The sequence below is a fragment of the Sphingobacteriales bacterium genome (genome assembly GCA_016700115.1).
Taxonomy (GTDB): Bacteria; Bacteroidota; Bacteroidia; order Chitinophagales; family UBA2359; genus UBA2359.
Map to the genome: position 1 here is coordinate 758,605 of CP064999.1, position 19,277 is coordinate 777,881.

General features: G+C 42.8%; 12 protein-coding genes. 4 read left to right on the plus strand and 8 right to left on the minus strand.

All coding sequences use genetic code 11. The features are described 5' to 3' along the window. Positions 1-78 precede the first annotated feature (78 nt). The 4 genes from IPM47_02595 to IPM47_02610 all read right to left on the minus strand — a co-directional run bounded on the left by IPM47_02595 (position 79) and on the right by IPM47_02610 (position 8,223). On the minus strand, positions 79-2,088 hold the full coding sequence (locus IPM47_02595; GenBank protein ID QQS29864.1) for a dehydrogenase E1 component subunit alpha/beta: 2,010 nt from the start codon (positions 2,086-2,088) through the stop codon (positions 79-81). 132 nt (positions 2,089-2,220) lie between these two features. Further along, positions 2,221-3,297, minus strand: a complete 1,077-nt coding sequence (locus tag IPM47_02600) for a hypothetical protein (protein ID QQS29865.1) — start codon at positions 3,295-3,297, stop codon at positions 2,221-2,223. Positions 3,298-3,596: 299 nt separating this feature from the next. Further along, positions 3,597-4,658, minus strand: a complete 1,062-nt coding sequence (thiL, locus tag IPM47_02605; GenBank protein ID QQS29866.1) for a thiamine-phosphate kinase — start codon at positions 4,656-4,658, stop codon at positions 3,597-3,599. Between the two features lie 235 nt (positions 4,659-4,893). After that, entirely contained in the window at positions 4,894-8,223 is a 3,330-nt protein-coding gene (locus IPM47_02610; protein QQS29867.1) for a T9SS type A sorting domain-containing protein, read from the minus strand. Positions 8,224-8,480: 257 nt separating this feature from the next. Here IPM47_02610 and IPM47_02615 point away from each other — a divergent pair, with 257 nt between their 5' ends. Further along, positions 8,481-9,884: a hypothetical protein gene (locus IPM47_02615; protein ID QQS29868.1), complete on the plus strand. Its 1,404-nt coding sequence runs from the start codon at positions 8,481-8,483 to the stop codon at positions 9,882-9,884. A gap of 151 nt (positions 9,885-10,035) precedes the next feature. Here the strand turns inward: IPM47_02615 and IPM47_02620 are convergent, their stop codons facing one another. From IPM47_02620 to IPM47_02630, 3 genes are all read right to left on the minus strand, one after another. Beyond that, positions 10,036-11,118, minus strand: coding sequence for a serine hydrolase (locus IPM47_02620; protein QQS29869.1), 1,083 nt, complete (start codon positions 11,116-11,118; stop codon positions 10,036-10,038). Between the two features lie 10 nt (positions 11,119-11,128). Next, on the minus strand, positions 11,129-11,878 hold the full coding sequence (locus tag IPM47_02625; protein ID QQS29870.1) for a hypothetical protein: 750 nt from the start codon (positions 11,876-11,878) through the stop codon (positions 11,129-11,131). Positions 11,879-12,090: 212 nt separating this feature from the next. After that, a complete protein-coding gene (locus tag IPM47_02630) occupies positions 12,091-12,504 on the minus strand; it encodes an OsmC family protein (protein ID QQS29871.1) in 414 nt (137 codons plus the stop codon). Between the two features lie 316 nt (positions 12,505-12,820). On the opposite strand from IPM47_02630, the gene IPM47_02635 reads away from it, so the two are divergent. The 3 genes from IPM47_02635 to IPM47_02645 all read left to right on the plus strand — a co-directional run bounded on the left by IPM47_02635 (position 12,821) and on the right by IPM47_02645 (position 15,223). Then, positions 12,821-13,549 carry a sigma-70 family RNA polymerase sigma factor gene (locus IPM47_02635; protein ID QQS29872.1) on the plus strand — a complete coding sequence of 243 codons (729 nt, stop codon included), beginning with the start codon at positions 12,821-12,823 and terminating at the stop codon, positions 13,547-13,549. Further along, positions 13,546-14,211 carry a hypothetical protein gene (locus IPM47_02640; protein ID QQS29873.1) on the plus strand — a complete coding sequence of 222 codons (666 nt, stop codon included), beginning with the start codon at positions 13,546-13,548 and terminating at the stop codon, positions 14,209-14,211. The genes IPM47_02635 and IPM47_02640 overlap by 4 nt, the downstream gene beginning before the upstream one ends. Positions 14,212-14,299: 88 nt before the next feature. After that, positions 14,300-15,223: a glycosyltransferase family 2 protein gene (locus IPM47_02645; protein QQS29874.1), complete on the plus strand. Its 924-nt coding sequence runs from the start codon at positions 14,300-14,302 to the stop codon at positions 15,221-15,223. A gap of 769 nt (positions 15,224-15,992) precedes the next feature. Here IPM47_02645 and IPM47_02650 read toward each other — a convergent pair. Then, positions 15,993-19,268, minus strand: a complete 3,276-nt coding sequence (locus IPM47_02650) for a UvrD-helicase domain-containing protein (GenBank protein ID QQS29875.1) — start codon at positions 19,266-19,268, stop codon at positions 15,993-15,995. Positions 19,269-19,277: the final 9 nt, after the last annotated feature.

The following is a 19,277-nucleotide window of genomic DNA, read 5'->3' on the forward strand; positions in this document are numbered from 1 at the left end:
GTTACAAAATTGCCGACTATTTCATAAAGCCCAACGAGGAGGATTTAGAATTTGAAAATTTGAAAGCCTCTCTGCCGGTTAATATTCTGCTAACTTTATCAATGCTTGTTGAAATCTTTTTTCGGGCAGAAAATTCTGCTCTAAGGGAATTGCAAAAGGTACGGGTGAATCTAAAGACCCGCAACGCACTACCGGAGCATCTAAATCTTGGAAACAATGTTCGCTGATAAGGGCAGCCACCTCAGCACCTATCCCTCCGGTCAGGCAATCTTCATGCAGCACAAGGGCTTTACCTGTTTTGCGAACAGTTTGGAAAATAGCCTCCGTATCCAAAGGCAGGAGGGTGCGTAGGTCCAGCACCTCGGCGCTGATATCAGGAAGGTCTTTAAGGGCTTTGAGTGCCCAATGAACCCCCATGCCGTAGGTAATGATACTGAGATCGGTGCCTTCGTTTACCAAAGCGGCTTTGCCGATAGGTACGGTATAGGGTTCGTCAGGTATCAAAGTGTTGATACTTCGGTAGAGAGCTTTATGTTCGAAATACATCACCGGATTGGGGTCGTCAAAAGCGGCAAGCAACAGCCCCTTTGCATCATAAGGGTTGGAGGGGTAAACTATTTTCAGCCCGGGCGTGTGAAAAAACCAGGCCTCATTACTTTGCGAATGGAAGGGTCCTGCACCAACCCCGGCACCGGTCGGCATCCGGACAACAACATCGGCGTTCTGCCCCCATCGGTAATGGCTCTTGCCCAGGTTATTAATGATTTGATTAAACCCGCAGGTAACAAAATCGGCAAACTGCATTTCGACCATACTTTTGTAACCTTTGACCGACAAACCTAAAGCAATACCTAAAATTGCAGACTCGCAAATCGGCGTATTGCGCACCCGCTCTTTTCCATACCTCCCGATAAAACCTTCCGTGATTTTAAATGCTCCTCCATATTCGGCAATATCCTGCCCCATCAGCACTAAGTTTGGATAAATGTCCATTGCCTGACGCAACCCATCTGATATGGCTTCAATAAACCGCTTGCTGCTTTGCGATTCCGTTTTAGGGGTCAAAACAACGGGAATATGCGGTTTGTAAACATCCTGCAATTCATGTTCCGTATCGGGAGTAACTTCCGGTTGCGAATAGGCGGCTTTCAGGTCGGCATAGATTCGTTTGGTCAGGGTTGCTTCTATTTGTTTTTTTGCATCAGGGGTTAATACCCCATCGTTCAGGAGATAGTTTTCATAATTCGTAACCGGGTCTTTTACCGCCCATTCGTCCATCAACTCCTGAGGCACGTATTTTGTGCCGGAGGCCTCTTCGTGTCCTCTCATGCGGAAGGTCATGGCTTCAATCAACACCGGTCGCGGGCTTTTGTGCATGGATTTGGCAAGTGAATGAACCGTGTGATAAACTTCGAGCAGGTTGTTGCCGTCAATCTGAACGCCTTCCATGCCATAGCCTATTGCGCGATCTACCAGATGTTTGCAACGGTATTGTTCGTTGGTAGGGGTTGACAATCCATAGCCGTTGTTTTCTATCATAAAAATGACCGGAAGCTGCCAAACAGCGGCAACATTCAGCGCTTCGTGAAAATCGCCTTCACTGGTGCCGCCTTCTCCGCTAAAGGCCACCGCTATTTTGGGTTCTTTACTGAGTGAATGAGCAAGGGCAATTCCGCTGCCAACAGCCAACTGCGGGCCGAGGTGCGAAATCATGCCGACAATATGATGAGGGTTGCTGCCAAAGTGAAAAGACCGTTCCCGCCCTTTCGAAAAACCGTTGTATTTACCCTGCCATTGTTCAAACAGTTGTTGCAGGCTCATGTTGCGGGCGGTAAATACTCCCAAATTGCGGTGCATCGGAAGGATGTATTCATCCGGTTCCAATGCCATTGTAACACCCACTGCAATTGCCTCCTGCCCTATGCCCGAAAACCATTTGCTGATTTTGTTCATCCGCAGTTGATTGAGCATTTTTTCTTCAATCAGACGGGGCAGTTTGATGGCTTCGTAAAGTTCCAGCAGCAGTTTGTCAGAATAATCGCGGCGGTTGTAGTGAATATATACCGGAAGGGTGGCAGTAGCAGACATTTGGTAAAAGTTGGGTTTGGCGTTTGTTCAATGAAAAACGGTAAAAACCGGAGCTTTCATTCAAGCTATCCGATTTTTACCGCTGCAAAGGTACTACTAAATACTTAATGGCAATATACCTTGTCTGTTGCCTTACTGTTGGTTATACAGTACTGTCAACTGCATAAACTGTTTATCATTTTGTGTTACTGGATTGTTCAGTTGGCCAATATCATAACACATCTCCCTGACAAATACTTTGGCATACTTTGGCGTTTTTTTCAATTCTCTGACTGTCTGATTCGCCTCTTCTTTTTTCTCAAAGGGCCCGACAAGGATTTTAAACAGATGGTCTTTTTCGTCTTCGAAAACATAAACATTATACCGGCTTGCCAGATGCTGATGCGGCTCTCCGTTGATATCGGGCATAGCGCTTAACTGTACAAAATAGAGCTGTTTTACTTCGCAGATTGTCTCAGGCACATTTATCGGTGCAATAACATCCGGGGTTTTTTCGTCAACTCCCCGCTCTATGGGTAAGTTTTCTTCGCTGTCGGCATTGGCAATCATTTCCGGAGTATATTCGTCAATTCCCCGCTCTATGGGTAAGTTTTCTTCACTGTCGGCATTGGCAATGAGTTGATCCAGTTCGAGATTTTGATACTCATATTCCTGTTGAGAAGATGGCGGCGGCGTATATACGATATCCGTTTTGTTTTTTTGTGCCGATGACTCCGGAAATACAGGGGGGGGAACATGCTCTTTTGATGATGTGCTGTTGGTCGTGGTGGTGGTAGTGATGGTCATGGGCAGATTTTCCTGTACAGGCTCCACATATACCGGCTCTTCCGTTTCTGTTGCGGCAATTTCGGCTTCAGCCTGAGCCTGCATAGGTGTTATTTCAAACGCTCCCTGATATACTCTGGCTTTGGTAAATCCGGAAATTTTCATCGAAATCCATGCATTTTCGGCTTCTGTTTGCGTTCTGTAAGGGCCGTTTATCACATCCGAACTATCGGCAATCATTTTGCTGTTCATTTTATCCAAATTGTTCAGCCGGTTAAATGACCAAAGTTCGCTGTTTGCAAATCTGCCTACATAGATGAAGTAATTGTTTGCAGCCGGTTCATCGGGGTCAGACATATAACTGTCAAAAACTGACTGTGCCTGAATCAGGCTTGTAGTCATAACCAAGAAAATCAACATTGGAATTCTCAGAGTTGTGCGCATTGTAAGTAGTTTTTTTATTGCAAAAAATCATCAGAATCACCCCAAATCCCCGAAAACGGGGGAAGCAAGCCGTCTGATAGGTTTATTCAAGGTTTAGATACTATCAAAAACCGTGTTCAACTGCTATTGCAAATGTTCATTAATGCTAACCTTGCATATTTACAAGCTCCCGAAAGTCTTTTAACGCCTTTATCCACAAAGAAAATATGATGACCGCAAAAATTAACAAAATAAAGCGGGCATCAAGGGCAAAAGAACTTGTTAATATACAAAATTATACGAATAGTGCGGAGGAATTGTTACAAATGCTGCCAACCTTGTGCGACAAGCCGGTAAGATTGCCCGCCGCCCGTATATAGTTTGGCCTCCTCGGCAGGATTGGTGATTCGTCCGATGATGGAGATGCCGACAAGGTCTTCCAACAGATGGATATCGGCAGGACTGACGGTAAACAACAACTCATAATCCTCCCCTCCGTTGAGGGCTGCGGTAATGGGGGAAAGGTTAAACATTTGTGCTGCTTCGAGGCTGTCGGGATGAATGGGTATGTTTTCTTCAAACAACCGGCAACCTACCTTGGATTGTTTACAGATATGCAGCATTTCAGAGGATAGCCCGTCTGAGATGTCAATCATTGAAGTAGGCTTTACTTTCAGGTTGCGCAGTATTTCAATGATATCTCCGCGTGCTTCGGGTTTTAGCTGTCTGCCAATCAAATAGCTATGCGATTCCGTATCGGGCTGAATGGTCGGGTCTTCGAGATATAATCTTTTTTCGCGCTCCAGAATTTGAAGTCCGAAATAAGCTGCTCCCAAATCACCGGTAATGCAGATGAAATCGCCCTCGCGGGCTGTGTTGCGGTAAACCAAATCCTCTTCAACAGCTTCACCAATGGCCGTAACCGAAATTATCATGCCCTTGTTGGAACTTGTAGTATCGCCGCCAATCAGGTCAACGCCATAAAAGTTGCAGGCACGTTCAATGCCGGCATACAGTTCTTCCATAGCCTCAACGGTAAACCGACTTGAAATAGCAACAGAAACCGTGATTTGTTTGGGTATGGCGTTCATGGCATAGATATCCGACAAATTGACAACCACCGATTTATAGCCTAAATAAATCAGGGGAGTGTACATAAAATCGAAGTGGATGCCCTCCACAAGCATATCAGTGGTTACAACAGTCAGTTTGCCCCGATTGTCAATGATTGCAGCATCATCGCCTACCCCTTTGATGCTTGAAGGCTGCCGAAGTCCAAAGTTTTTGGTCAGGTGGTCAATCAACCCGAATTCCCCCAGTTTGCTGATGGGAGTCAGATCTGAGGAATTGTTGCCTGAAGACTGATTGTGATGGTTGTTCATGGTCAAATCGTAAAAAAAGGAAAAAGCATTTTCAATGTATCAAACTCAATATGATGCAAATAACTGAAACAGACTTGCCGTTGATTAAGTTTTTTTTTACCCTTGAAAATGGCTTTTTCCATTCTTATTTCATCGAACATTATTGGGCAGGTTTTCTCAACTGTATGGTTTTAATTTTTGAAATGCGTACAGCTCAAACCTACTGATCTGATTTCTTATGTTTGATTATATCCCTCTAATTTGCTTCCACCATCACCTTAAACACTTGTTTTTTGCCTTTTGAGTCTGAAACCGAAACTAAATACAATCCTGTTTGCCATTGCCGGGTGTCTATGGTCAATGTTTCAGATTCGGGCCGGTTGTTTTGATAAACCGTTTGACCCAAGATATTCATCACCTGAATTTGCGATGCCTGAGAACCCTGAATATGCAGGCTGCCCTTGGCCGGATTGGGATAAATCAGGATGTCGTTTGCGGCCTCTTCCGGTAAGGTGGAGGTATTGCTTAGGTTAAAGTTTTGGCCATCAACGGGAATTTCGAGTCCTGTGTTGCTGATACAACGAATGTTCTGCAAGTCGAAACTGAGGTCAAAGCTTGTTTCTTCTTCGTTTTTTCCGTCAATATTTTCAATAATCACAAAAGTAGCCTGTGCAATCAATCCCTGTCCCGAAACATTGGTTTGGTCAGTGCGGGTCAACGCTGCATCGGTTTGGGTATTACCCACATTTTTCCTGAAAAACAGTGTGTTGCCGGCAGTTCCTGCCCAGGAGGCAGGCGGAAGGTTTAGTTGAGTAAGCTGAAGCAAAGTGGCATCGTAGCTGATGCTGTATGCTATGCCGTAAAAGTCTGTTACCGGATTGGAGGCATCTCCCAAATGAATATTGAGAGTTATGATATCGCCAATTTCCGAACCCGTTTGATTTTCGAGCATGAAATACATCGGGGCACCGAGTTCAGACTCGCCTTCGTTTTTTCCATGCGTCATCCCATAGTTCAGGCTGATGGCCGTGGTATCGGCCGCATTGATGGAACCGTTTCCGTCAGAATCGGCATATTTAAAGTTTGTTCCATCGGAAAAGCTATTGTCCCAGTCTGAAGCGCTGTGGGCATACCATCCTATAGATTGATCGGCACGCGCAACTCCGTTAAAACCATATCCTAATCCTATATTGAGCACATCAAAATTATTGGCTACTCCATCGTTATCGGTATCTCCCGGCCAAACGCAGTAGCTGTTGCAAGTGCCCGCAGGTACAACCACCACCACTATTGTTCCTGTTGCCGTAACCCCCATAGCATCTACAACAACATAACTGATATAAAGCGTTACCGGTTCGCCGGGAGCGGTCAGGCTGATTTGGTCATTGTCGTAATCAATGGTAAAGGGTGCTTCTGATACAGCAGAAACCAATTGTAAAGGACCGATTCCGTCATCGTTGGCTAATGGGTCTATCAATGCAATCTGACCTACCTCTACATAAATGGTGTCGTTATTGAGAACGAGTGGGAAAAAAGACTCGTCGGTGATGGTTATACAACTCTCTGAAGTACAGCCGTTGGTATCTACCACTGTAACGCAGTAAATTCCGGCAAAAAGGGCTTCAATTGTGTTTCCGGTCTGTCCGGTATTCCATTGATAAAAGTATGGAGGAGCACCTCCATTCGCAATCGCATTGATTGTTGCAGTTTCGCCTGGAGCCAAAACCGGATTGTCGGTAGTGGTTGCAACAGCAATTGGCGTAGCACTGTCGGTCAGAACAAAGTTGCTTGTCAATGCGCAACCTGCGGCATCCATAACAACAAGCAGGTACTCTCCGGCACAAAGGTTTGTAACGGGGTTGGATATGCTGAAAAACCCATCCGGGCCTGACAATTGGTAAGAATATGGAGGTGTTCCGCCCGTGACAGATACAAACATACTTCCGTCACAACCGCCCCAGCAAGTTGGAGAAATTGCGTTCATCGTCGTCAGGACGCATCCGCCACCTCCTCCGACTATGACTACCACAGGATATTGCGCAGTACAGCCGTTGGCATCTGTTACAACAACTAAGTAGGTGGTGGTAGCTGAAGGTGCTGCAACTGGGTTTGAAATTCCCGCATTGCTCAATGTGGCCTGCGGTGTCCATTGGAATGAATATGGTGGTGTGCCTCCGGTTACGGCAGCGTTAAGTTGTGAGGTTTCACCTGCATTGATGGCAGAAGGCGAGGCTACTGCTGTGGCTACCATTGATGGAGATTCGGTAAACAGAACGGTAGCAGTATAGGAACAACCGTTGCTATCGGCAACCGTCAGGATATAAAGTCCTGCGCAGGCATTGTTTAATGAAGGAGCGGTTGAACCATCCGACCACATATAGGTATAAGGCGGAGTTCCTCCGGTTACAACCGGAATGGCTGTTCCGGTACATTCACCGCTACAAAGGGAATATGAAAAGACATTGATGTTCACGACAAAATCATCGCAAGAACCTCCGCCGGGATTTACATAAATAACTACTGTTGCTGTACTACATTCTCCAAAGAAATTGCAGATGGTATAAGAAAGGGTGTCATATCCTGCAAACAAAGGATTGGGAACATAAATGATGTATTCACCACTCACAGTAGCCGTTCCGTAAGAAGGTGCTCCGGAAATAGAAATAGCTACTGAACCGGAATATACATCGTTGCTCAGTACATTCATGGTAAAAGGTCCGGGGGCAGGAGATTCGTAATAATCATCAACGGCCAAAATACCGCCGCCACCGCCGTCAACTCCTACAACAACATATTGATTAGCAGTACAGCCGTTGGCATCGGTAACATAGACCATATAAGTTGTAACTGTAGTTGGTGTTGCTATGGGATTGGATATTGAAGGGTTACTCAAGCCTGTTGCCGGCCACCATTGGAACGCATAAGGAGGAGTTCCGCCCGAAACAACCGCATTGAGTTGAGAACTATCGCCGAGGTCAATAATAGCAGGGTTTGCCGAAGTGGTAACCGAAATTTGAGGCGCTTCGTTTATAAATAAGGTGGCAATGGTGGTGCAACCCGATCCATCTGTTACATAAGCCGAATGAAGACCCGAACAAACATTGCTGATGGTCATTCCGGTTTCTCCCGTTTCCCAAACCACCGAGTACGGCTCTGTACCTCCCCAAACTGCTATGGTCATCACTGCATTACAAGAGCCATAACAAACGATGGGTGAAGTGGCGGTCAGCACGGCAAATAAATCGGGACAGCCCTCAATTACCGAAACATATACATTGGCGGAGGCAGTACCGCCAAAAAAGTCGGTAAGAGTATAGGTAAAAACGTCATCCCCAACAAAACCGGCTGGTGGAATATACACAATCAAACCGCCGGGTACTAACATTAATTCTGCTCCCGAAACAGGAGGGGCAGAGATGACGATTTCGCCAAATGAGCCTGTTATCGAAAAGTCATTGTCCAACACAGACATCGTGAGGGCGTTCCCCGAGATAGTCGTATAGTAATCGTCTTCGGCATATAAGGTCTGTGCCTGAGACTGAAAAGTTAGCATTAAAGAGAATAAGCAAAATAAAAAGTAGCGCATAATAAAACGTGTTTAGCTGGATGTGGCAAAATTGATTTTCACGATACAAAAGTCCTTCAACTTTCGGTTTCAAAAAAATACAAAATTTACTGTTTGTCTGAAAAACAATTCTGAAATTTAACCGCCCAAATTATCTTAATGTTAGTAAAACAAGTAAGTATTAAAATAAATATCGGTACAAACTAACCGCATTTGTCCGAAAAATAAATTTCCTGTTGTTTTTAAAATGTAGCTTTACCCTTCAAAAATACGACATTATGCAAAAAAGCAAGCTATACACTTTCTTAAAACACCTGTCCTCAAAAGAACAGAAAACCGTTATGGCCTATTTTTATCAACCCTATTACTCTGAAAAACATCCGGCTATGCCGGCTTTGCTCAACTACATCCTCCAACATCTGGAACAGCCCGGCAAATTGAAGCGCGAAGAAATATTTCACCACCTTTTTCCGGAAATTCCCTTTAACGATCTGAAACTGAGACACCTTGCCGCCGAAACGCTCCAACATGCCGAACAAGCGCTTGCTGCTTATTACAGCATTGCCGACCCATACCATTTTCATCTGCAACTCATGGAACTCTATCGCACCAAACATCTTGCAAAACACTACAAAAATGTTTCCGTCCAATTGGAAACCCTGCTTAACAATGATACCTACCGACACGCTTCATATTTTCACAATGCTTTTATGTTTTGGCAAAATCAAGACCTGTTTACCGAAAACCGCAATGAAATTCACAAACAACGCTACCTGTCTAATGCCTCCGAAGCTTTGGATACCTATTATATAGCCAACAAACTGCGCATGGCTGCTCAAATGGCTACCCTGAAAAAAGTCATAGATTCTCCGCACAATATTGACCTGATACAGGAAATCATCGCCATATTTCAGAACAGCAACTATCTTCAAATTCCTGTTATAGCCCTTTACTATTATATTGTCATGGCAATAACACAACCTTCCGAACGCCAATATTTCGACCGGCTGAACCAACTATTCGGCAATCATAACAGCACACTCCCCGATGTGGAATCCCGGGAAATCTATTATTTTCTGCTCAACTACTGCGCCGAAAAAATTAACGCAGGTCAAACCGGATATCTTTCGGAAATTTTTACCTTATATCAGCTTGGATTAAGCACTCAACTCATTTTTGAAAACAGCGTTCTTTCGCCCTGGAACTACAAAAACATTGTTACTGTAGGGCTAAGGCAAGGCAATTACGACTGGACTCTTCAATTTATTGAAGAATATCAAACTTTTTTACCCCCGCAACATCAGATAAACGCCTATACCTACAACCGTGCGAATTATTACTTTTTTAAAGGTTTATATCCTCAAACCATCCGTCTGCTTCAGCAGGTGAGCTATGACGAGGTGTTTTACAGCCTTGATGCCCGCACATTGCTGCTCAAAACCTACTATGAGCTGAAGGAGTTTGAAGCGCTATTGTCATTGATTGACAGCTTTAAACAATGGCTCAACCGTACCAAAGAAATCAGCAAACCACGACAACAAACCTATCGCAACTTGCTCTATTTTTTGCGAAAACTCATTCAAATACCGCCTAATGAAACAAAAAAACGAAAAGACCTGCTTACCGAAATTACCAAAACTCCGGCAATTGCAGATAAACGATGGCTGCTGCAGCAGTTATAAGGCAAGGTTTTTTTGAGATTTGAAAACCATTGTTCCAAACTTGAAGCCTATATTGTTTGGTACTGTGAAATTTGTTTATGCTTTTGACCCGCCCTTCTTTTCTGGTATCTTAAATTCTATACCAAGTTTCTAAATAAGACCTTTCAAATTTTTAAAAAGCAATTTCAATAATTTCATCCACCCATTTTAACGCTTTATCCCTGTTAAACTGGAAATCTCCCTGCGTGTTGACCTCTGCTGTCATAACGATCATCAGGTTTTTTGCCGGCATCAGAAAAACATATTGTCCTCCGTGTCCGCTCATAAAAATTAGTCCCCTGCTTTCGTCTTTCCACCATAAATAACCGAACTGGTATCCGTAAATATCCTGAATTTTTACGGAGGTCATCTCATCAATCCAATCGTTACTTACAAGTTGTACGCCTTTCCATTGGCCACCGTCCATCACACATTGTCCGAACTTAGCCATTTCTCGGGGGGTTGTCATAATTCCAAACCCGCCCAACGTAGTACCGTCTTTGTAACTTACCCAATCAAGATGTTGAATTTCAAGCGGATCGAACAGCACTTCTTTTGCCCATTGGTAGGTAGTTTTCCCGCATTGAGATTGAATGATTGAAGCAACTAACTGAGGGTCGCCGTCTTTATAGGCAACAAGCTCACCGGGAGTAGCTGACATTGGCAAACTCAGAATAAATGCTGTAATATTGTCGGGTAATTGCCTTAAAATATCATCCGTCTGACCGCTAAGTCCGTCATTGCTGTATTTAATTCCGGACCGCATGGTGAGCAAATGTTCAACAGTTATTCCAATTTTGTCGGGATGCTGTGCTGTTTCAGGAAGGTAATGGTAGATAGAGTCGGTTAAAGATTGTATCAACTGCTGTTCGAGCGCAATTCCGGTTAAAATTCCTACTACCTGTTTGGTGGCACTCCAAATTGCTCTTGGTCTGGTTAAATCAGTCTCATCTTTAGTATAACTCTCGGCAACAAGTTTTGCATTTCTGAATACCAGCAAACTTCTCACCTGCCATAGTTCATCATCTTCGTGAAATGATTTATAAATTTCTGTCAACCCTGCTGAATCTATCGATTCCGATTGCGGATTAGACAATTCCCACCCGTCATAAATCTGGAAGGGCTGTAAAGTGATGAATGGCTTTTTAAGTTGACTTTCCTTTAAACAGGAAACCATCGAAGCCAATATAATTGCAAGTAATCCTATCTTTCTCATATTCTAATCTTTAAAAGGCGAGTTTCAGGCTATGGCAAAACTGTGCAAATACCGGCGCACGATAATATCCGGTAAAATTTAACGCATAACCCAATCCAAACTCTTTTTCAGGATTTGGTTGCCATAACAATTCTATTCTTGTAGAATTGAAGCGGTTAAAAGAACCGAAACGGATGTCCTGATGTAAATGTTTGAGGGCGTGCTTAAACCCCAAATCGTAATAATATGGGTTGCGGATAAACGGTTGCCGAGAGGTCAATCCTAATATGGTAGTACCGGCGTTGAGAGTAATGAGCGAGTTTTTACAGCCAAAAGAATAGGACAAGTTTGGCCCTATACTAAAATGAGACAGCCAATAGTCGAAACCGGCCTGTAAATCGGGGTATAGAAAATAATTGTATTCGGCTTTAAAAAAAGGTCCAAAATACAGCCGTTTTCCTTTTAAAGACACCCCAAACATTTGCGAAACCTCGATGGGCTTAAGGTAAAAGCCAATTCCGGGTATGCCTCTTGAAAACATAAATTTAACGACCAGGTCGTACTCTATAAAGAGCAGCTTTTTGTCTGTTTTATTTTCCCATCTCATGCCGTAACTGATGCCGGCACCTCTGAATACCAAACCAAAATTGGCATCTTCCTTTACCTCTTGTGCTTCAACACGAAGAAACGAACTGCGATTAAATTTTTTTTCCTGCGCTACTGCTTCGCCAAAGGAAAACAGCAACATCAAACTAACAACAAAAAACATTGGCTTTATCATCTGAACTTTTTTTAAATGCCCGATTATCTGTTTTTGTTTTAGTTCACTTACAACATCCCCTGTTCCTCCAATTTAATGGTTTTGCAAAATCCTTTTATCACCACCCTATTTAAAGCTGCAATTATTGCATTTAATATAGCATCGTGTAAACAATCCCGGTAGCAGTTCTTAATCAAAAAATGCCCATTTTAGTGGCATTTCATCCGCAAGATTTAAACCAAAGCAGCATTCATGCTGATTGTGGTGTTCAACAGTTTTGAGATGGGGCAGTTCAGTTTGGCTTCGGTGGCAAGTTCTTCAAATTGTTCGGCTTCGAGTCCGGCTACCTTAACCTTAACATCCAGATGACTTTCGGTAATTGCTCCGTTTTCGAAATGAATCGTACAGACGGTGGTAATATCGTCTGGAATAAACCCTGCGCCGGTTAAAACAAAACTCAGTTTCATCGAAAAACAACCGGCATGTGCGGCGGCGACCAATTCTTCGGGGTTTGTGCCTACTCCATCGGCAAACCGGGTGTTGAATGAATATTGAGCATTAGATAAAACAGTGCTTGAAGTACTGACGGTGCCTGTGCCTTCTTTTCCGGTGCCTTTCCAGTTGGCGGTTGCTGAACGTTTAATCATGGTAACATTTTTGTTTTGGATGTTGAGAAATGGGTGTAAAGATAGCACAAACCGACTAAATCTGAAAAACATAATCAAGAATGACATAAGATGATGCCTGAAGACCGTTGAAAATATAACAGGCGGTTGTGTGGTTCAACAGGAAGCATTTTGGGCAAATTTCTTTATGTAGCAAATAAAAACTTTAACTTTGTTGCTGAACTTCTCCCTGTGGTTAAAAACATCGTGTGTTTGCTTACATCGTGTTTCATTTTTTAAAGATAAGGGACTATTTTAAAAGATGGGTAACAATTTGCCCAACTTAAAAGTGAAAAAGATGGATAAAGTTGCCGAAAAACCGATTCTGACAGACGAAGAAATAGTGAATGGTTTTAGAACCAACAATCAAGACATCATTGTGTCGGTGTATAAAATCATTATTCCTAATGTTAAAGCCTTTGTGATGACCAGAGGGGGGGCGAAAGAAGATGCGGAAAATGTTGCATGGCGGGCCATCACCAAATTCTGGCAACGCTGCCAAAAAGCCGGTTTTGAACTGAAAGACCAAAATACCGGCTTCGGTGCTTACATCTCAAGGGCTTACCGCAATGTGTGGATGGATTTGCAAAGAGAAGGAGAAATTAAACAAAAAAAAGAAACTATCGAATTTAGTGTTGAAACACAAACAGAAGAGAATGACGAGTTGACCGGAAATTCAAATACGATTTCTAAAGGATTTAACGTTGAAAGATTTGCAGATGAAAGCAAGCTGGAAGAAACCTTGGCCTTGAAAAACGCTGCCAATCTTATTTGGCAATTAGTCAACCGGTTAATTCCTAAATGCCGCGACTTTTTTAATCTTTATTACCGGAAAGAACTTACTTACGATGAAATCGCTGAAATAAAAAAAGTTTCTGCAGGTGCTATCCGCAAACAAAAAGTGGAATGTAAAGAGCCTTTTATGCAAGAACTGATGAAAAGTAAAGAACTTAAAGAACTTATATCAAACTATCCCGAACTGACAGACAAAATTTTAAACTACCACTCTAAAACGAAATTATCATGATTTCCGAACAAGATATAATTCTTATAGAAAAATACGCAAGGGGCGAATTGGAGCCTTTGCTTGTAAAAGAATTTGAACAGCGTTTGGGCAACAACCTGCCCCTGCTCCAACGTGCTTTTGCCGAAAAGCTAACCCTGCTCGCCCTTGCACCTCATCCTATCGAAAAAGCGCGACAAATTGTTGCTACATTAGGAGATGACTTATTTGCAGACATTGAGCATGAACAAAAGCCTGTACAGGAAAATGCGCCTGAATATACTTTGGAAGAACTGCTCGACATGTTTCGTCCATTGGCCTATATAGAAGCAGAAATGCTTAACCGTAGCGGGGTTTCTCTACCTCCCGAATCGCTGCAAAACAGCGTTTTACTTCCCGAAAACGGTCTAAACTGCAAAGGCGACATCCTTTATTTTGCCTTTAACCCCTCGCCAGATGTTCCGGTGATTGTAACTATAATGGACAACCGCGAAAACGAGATACCGCTTGCTCATGCTATCATCCCTGCAGGTGCCGTCAGTTTTCAGGTTGTTTTGCCAAAGCAGTTGAAACCGGGTAAATATTACTGGAAATTGCGGCCGGAAACGGACGACCGGCAACTTCGCCGCCGATATGGGGTGGCAGTGGGCAGCTTTTATATAGGGGCTGAACTGATGCCAAAATAATCCTCATTTCGTCAAACAGCCTTTTCTACCATCAACGAACCTTATTGGTTACCTCCCGTTTACTAAAGGTTGTTTGATTTTCTATTGTATGAAACCGGAAGTTGCCTATATTTCTTTTATTATCATCAGCTACAATCGCCCAGCCGATACCATCGCCGCCATTAAAAATGTGCTGGAATTGGAAGACGTATCCGGCTATCAAAAGGAAATCGTAGTAATCAATAATGGTTCTACAGATACCTATCAACCTCTTTGCAATTTTTTAGATTCTCTTTCTGTTGCGGAAAGGGAAATGGTCATTTACCATCATCATTCCGAAAACTTAGGAGTAGCAAAAGGGCGAAATCTGGGCATCTCAATGGCCAAAGGCAATTTGCTGATTTTTATGGACGATGATGCCGGATTTACCAAGACAAACATCATCCCGATAGCACTCAGACTGCTCGAGCAATACGAAACCTCTCACCATGTTAAAATTATCGCTTTCCGCGAGTTTCGTACTGCTACCCAAGATTATTATATCGCTACTAAAAACAAAAAGCTTGCTCAACAATCCGAGTTTTTAACCAACTACTATATAGGAAGCGGGCATTTGATTAAGCGCGAAGTTTTCGACACCGTAGGAAATTATACGACCGAGTTTTTTTACGGGATGGAAGAATACGACCTGGCATATAAAGCACTCGATGCCGGTTTCCGCATTTTATATACCGACAGCATCACGGTTTGGCATAAAAAAAGTCCGGAAGGGAGAGAAGGCGAAGTAACCCTTACCCGGTGGAATTTAGAAAACAAAACCGTTGTTGCCTATAAATATCTGCCTTGGGTGTATGTTTTGACCCATCTGGTTTTTTGGAGCGGATATTTTTTATGGAAATCCGGCTTCCGGTTTCTCACCTTGCTAACTGCTTTCCGCAACCTTTTTTCTAAAATACGGCGCACACCAAGAAGGCCTATATCCGAAAAAACCCTTCAGTATATACACTCGGTAAAGGGCAGATTGTGGTATTAAGACCATTTAATGTGAACCATACTTTAGCAACGAAATCTGAAAACATTTGATTTTCATCGTGGTTGGAAATGATTTTAAACCCGGCTTACTGCACTAAGAATAACCCGCCTACCCCTTTTTTTAGGAGGAAAATTTAAAAACCGTCTGCCCTTTCTTCAAATATTACCCCCCTTCTATCAAAAAGGCAGCAACCATTGACCAAAAACTGCCCATATACTTCAAGTAAATAGTGCAATAAAACGCAGTTTGGGGCAAAAAATACGGTGGACAATAACTTTTTGCAGGGGTACTTTAAGTTATTGCAGGGGTGCATTGACCCAATGCAGGGGTACATTGACCCATTGCAGGGGTACATTGACGCAATGCAGGGATACATTGACCCAATGCAGAGGCACATTGACCCAATGCAGAGGTACATTAACCCAATGCAGGGGTACATTAACCCAATGCAGAGGTACATTGACCCAATGCAGGGATACATTAACCCAATGCAGAGGTACATTAACCCAATGCAAGGATGCAATAACATAATGCAGGGGTGCTACGGGTCATTGCAGGGGTGCAAAATAGCAATGAAAAGGCCGTTTTTAACCGATTTTATTCCATTTTGCAGTACTTGAAGGGTTGGGGGGTAAGACTCAAAGTATGTCTGTATTAGTTCAATCATCTTGAACAAAAAATTGGTGATACGGTCATTGCCTCTATATCCATTAACCCATTTTATCAAGTCAATTAGTATAAGAACCGCTTGTCAAAGCCGGCAGTTGTGTTACAAAACAGGTACCACCTCTGCCTCATTTTCAAAAATATACAACAGATACTGACCGGTTACCGTATAACCCATATCCTGTAACCACTGCACATAGCCCTTCAACTGCTGATGGTGTTTTTGATGGGGGGTTCCTGTTTTATAATCTATCACTATGGCTTCCTTGTTTTTGACAATCACCCGATCCGGAATCCGGCGCAGTTCATCGCAAAGTAAAGATCGCTCTGAAAACACCTCCCACTGAGCATCAAACCAATCCTTTACCTGTGGTATGGCGAAAATCTTTTTCAGCCGTTCTTTAACAGGTACTTCATCTTCTGCAGAAAGCAGCCCCTGAACCTGTAGTTTGCGGAACTCCTTGTCTATATCGTTGGGTGAGTTGAGTTTTTCCAAAAGCCTGTGAATTTTTTGCCCCAACTTGATGGCCTTCGACTTTGTATTGTCAAACAAGGTAAAAAATCGTTTCGAATCAGAACGGAGAGTTATTTTGCTGTGGTACTCATTGGTCAGATAGCGTGTTAACGGGACAATTTCTTCCTGCTTGTTAGCAGATATTTTAGTCCAATCTGTTGGCTGCCCAAATTCAAATATTAGTGTATCGGGGTTAAAATCATTGCTTAGGGCAAAATTGGCAAATGTATTGTACAACAGTTTGTATATACCATCCACTTTGTTGTCCATATTTTTGGCAGTTTTAGAAAACAGATACAACTCTTCCGTCGGACGTGTCAGGGCAACATACAACAGATTTAAGTTGTCTAAATAGGAATTTATCAACTCGGTGGCATAATATTCAGCGAAGTGGGTCTTTTCCAAAGCCGATGTCCATTGCATCGGGATGGTGCCTAAACTGTCGAAAGGGGGCATGTCTAATTTTGTCCACAAAAAAACATCTTTGGGTTTCATGTTCCAATCGGCATAAGGAACAAATACCACCGGAAATTCAAGTCCCTTGGCTTTGTGGATGGTCATTATCGTGATGGCGTTTTCTCCTTCAGGAACGATGATAGAGGTTTTGTCCCGCTCTTTATTTTCCTGCCACCATTCTAAAAAGTGAAAAATATCTGCACTTTTAGTGCGGCTGAATTCTAAAATTAAATCCTGAAACCGCTGAATATAAGCATCCGGCAAAAGGTCTAAGTTCAACACCTTAAGCAAAAGCTCAACAGTTTCGTATAATGGTTTTTTAACCAATTCTTCCGTTTTTTGCTTAAAGCCCGTTGGCTGCAAGATGCGGTCGAACAGCGACTCCTTACCATCCTTTAGGTGGTCTGAAAAAACCTCGTCTGTTAGTGAGATATCAGGATGATGTATTGCGAGATAGTTGACCAGTATTTCTGTTTTGGCAATGTCGTTGTTGGGATTTGCCAGATAATGAAGCACAGAAATCAAGAGCTGCACTTTTACCGAACCTTTTAACAACAAAGATTCGGACGAAACCACCCGCTTATCATTTGCACTTAAAAACCGGGCAATTTCAGAACCTTCTGCATTGGAACGAACCAATACCGCCATATTCCTCCATGGACATTGACGGGATTCAAGTTCGTTGATGGTGTTTAATAACTTTTTTAGAGAAATTTGTTTCCACGAACCCTCATCGTCATTTCCACTATTGGCGGAACAGAATTCTGCTTTCACATATCCGGCTGAGGTTCTTTTAATGCCCTGACTTACAGAAGCGTAGGCGTTTTTCAACAGGTTTTGATCTGAAACTTGAGACTCAGCCCCGGTCAACAATTGAACGGCTGTTTCAAAAAAAGCATTGTTAAAGGTTACTATGTTTTGAGCACTCCGGTAATTATAGGCCAGTTCTTTTTCTGTCTTTTCTGTAAAAAACAAGCCAAGGGCAGTTTTTAGTCCATATAAAAGTTGTTTCGAGTCGCCCCCTCTCCAACGGTAAATACTTTGTTTCACATCCCCTACTATCAAAACAGTATCATTATTACCCAGTGAGTTTTTAACCAATGGGAGCAGGTTATCCCATTGAAAGTTTGAGGTGTCCTGAAACTCATCAATCAGTAAATGTTTATATACTGTTCCGACTTTTTCATAAATAAACGGCGCATCATCTTCATGTGATATAATTGCCCTCAACACATTGTTGGTATCTGAAACAAGCATGAGGTTTTTCTCTGAACGGTAGGTACGGAGTTTGGCTTTAAGGTCGTGCAATATGCCATAGACATAAATGTTTTTGAGCACCTCAATAGCAGAACGATACGTTCTAAAATGCGTATTCATGTAGTCCACCGTTTCGAGCAGTAAGGTTTGCAACCCGCCCTGGTTTACCAACTGCTCTACCTTCTGTTTGTTTGCAGACGTTTTAACAGTCCATTCAGAAGTATTCCCTTCGATAATTTTTTGAAGTGTAACACCGGTTTCAAATTCCCGCAACCTGATTTTTTTAAAAAAGGCAAAAGTACCGGTCTTAAAATCCTTTTCCGAAAGGTTATATCCGGCCGCAAGTTCTTGAGCTTCTTTGCCAAAAGCGTCCATTTTCTGCTCAAAATGTTGCTTTATTTTCCACAACTCTCCGATCAGGTTTTTAAGAAAAGCATAATGAACATTCCTCAATTCCCTGCTCTCCTGTTCCGTTTTTTCCCCGTTTTCAGCATCTGTATCTACGGTCATTCCTTCATTGTCCGAGTCTGTCAAATTCAGATTTGCCCATACCTCTTCCCTGAAAATTTCCATTCCAAGGTGAGTAATGCTTTGGGCAATATCCCAGCCTTTGTCTTCATCAACCTGTGAAAAGGCAAATTCCTCCAGCCATTTGGTAAGCTCTTTGTCGTGGCCGACATCCTGCATCAGTTGAGTTACTAATTCATCCAAAGCATAGGCTGTATCCATTTCAATTTCGTAGCGCATAGGCAGTTTCAGCTCTTTGGAAAAATTTCGCAAGATTTGCTGAAAAAAACTGTCAATCGTGCTGACATTAAACTCGGAATAACTGTGCAGGATATTGGTGAGTGCTTTACGGGCGTTTTCTCTTAAAACACTGCGGTAAAATTGTATGTCCTCCTCTGTTTTTATTTGCCCGCCATACACCTCCTGCAACAATTTCTCTTCCAAATCGGCAAATTCTCCCCTGCTAACTTTTGCCAAGGCTGAAACTATCCGGCTTTTCATTTCGGCAGTAGCCTTATTGGTAAAGGTGATTGCCAGAATATTTCTGAACTCGGAAGGTTGGTGAATGAGCAACCGCAGATACTCGCTCACAAGAGTATAAGTCTTGCCCGAGCCTGCCGATGATTTATATACTGTTATGGGCATTGGTTAATT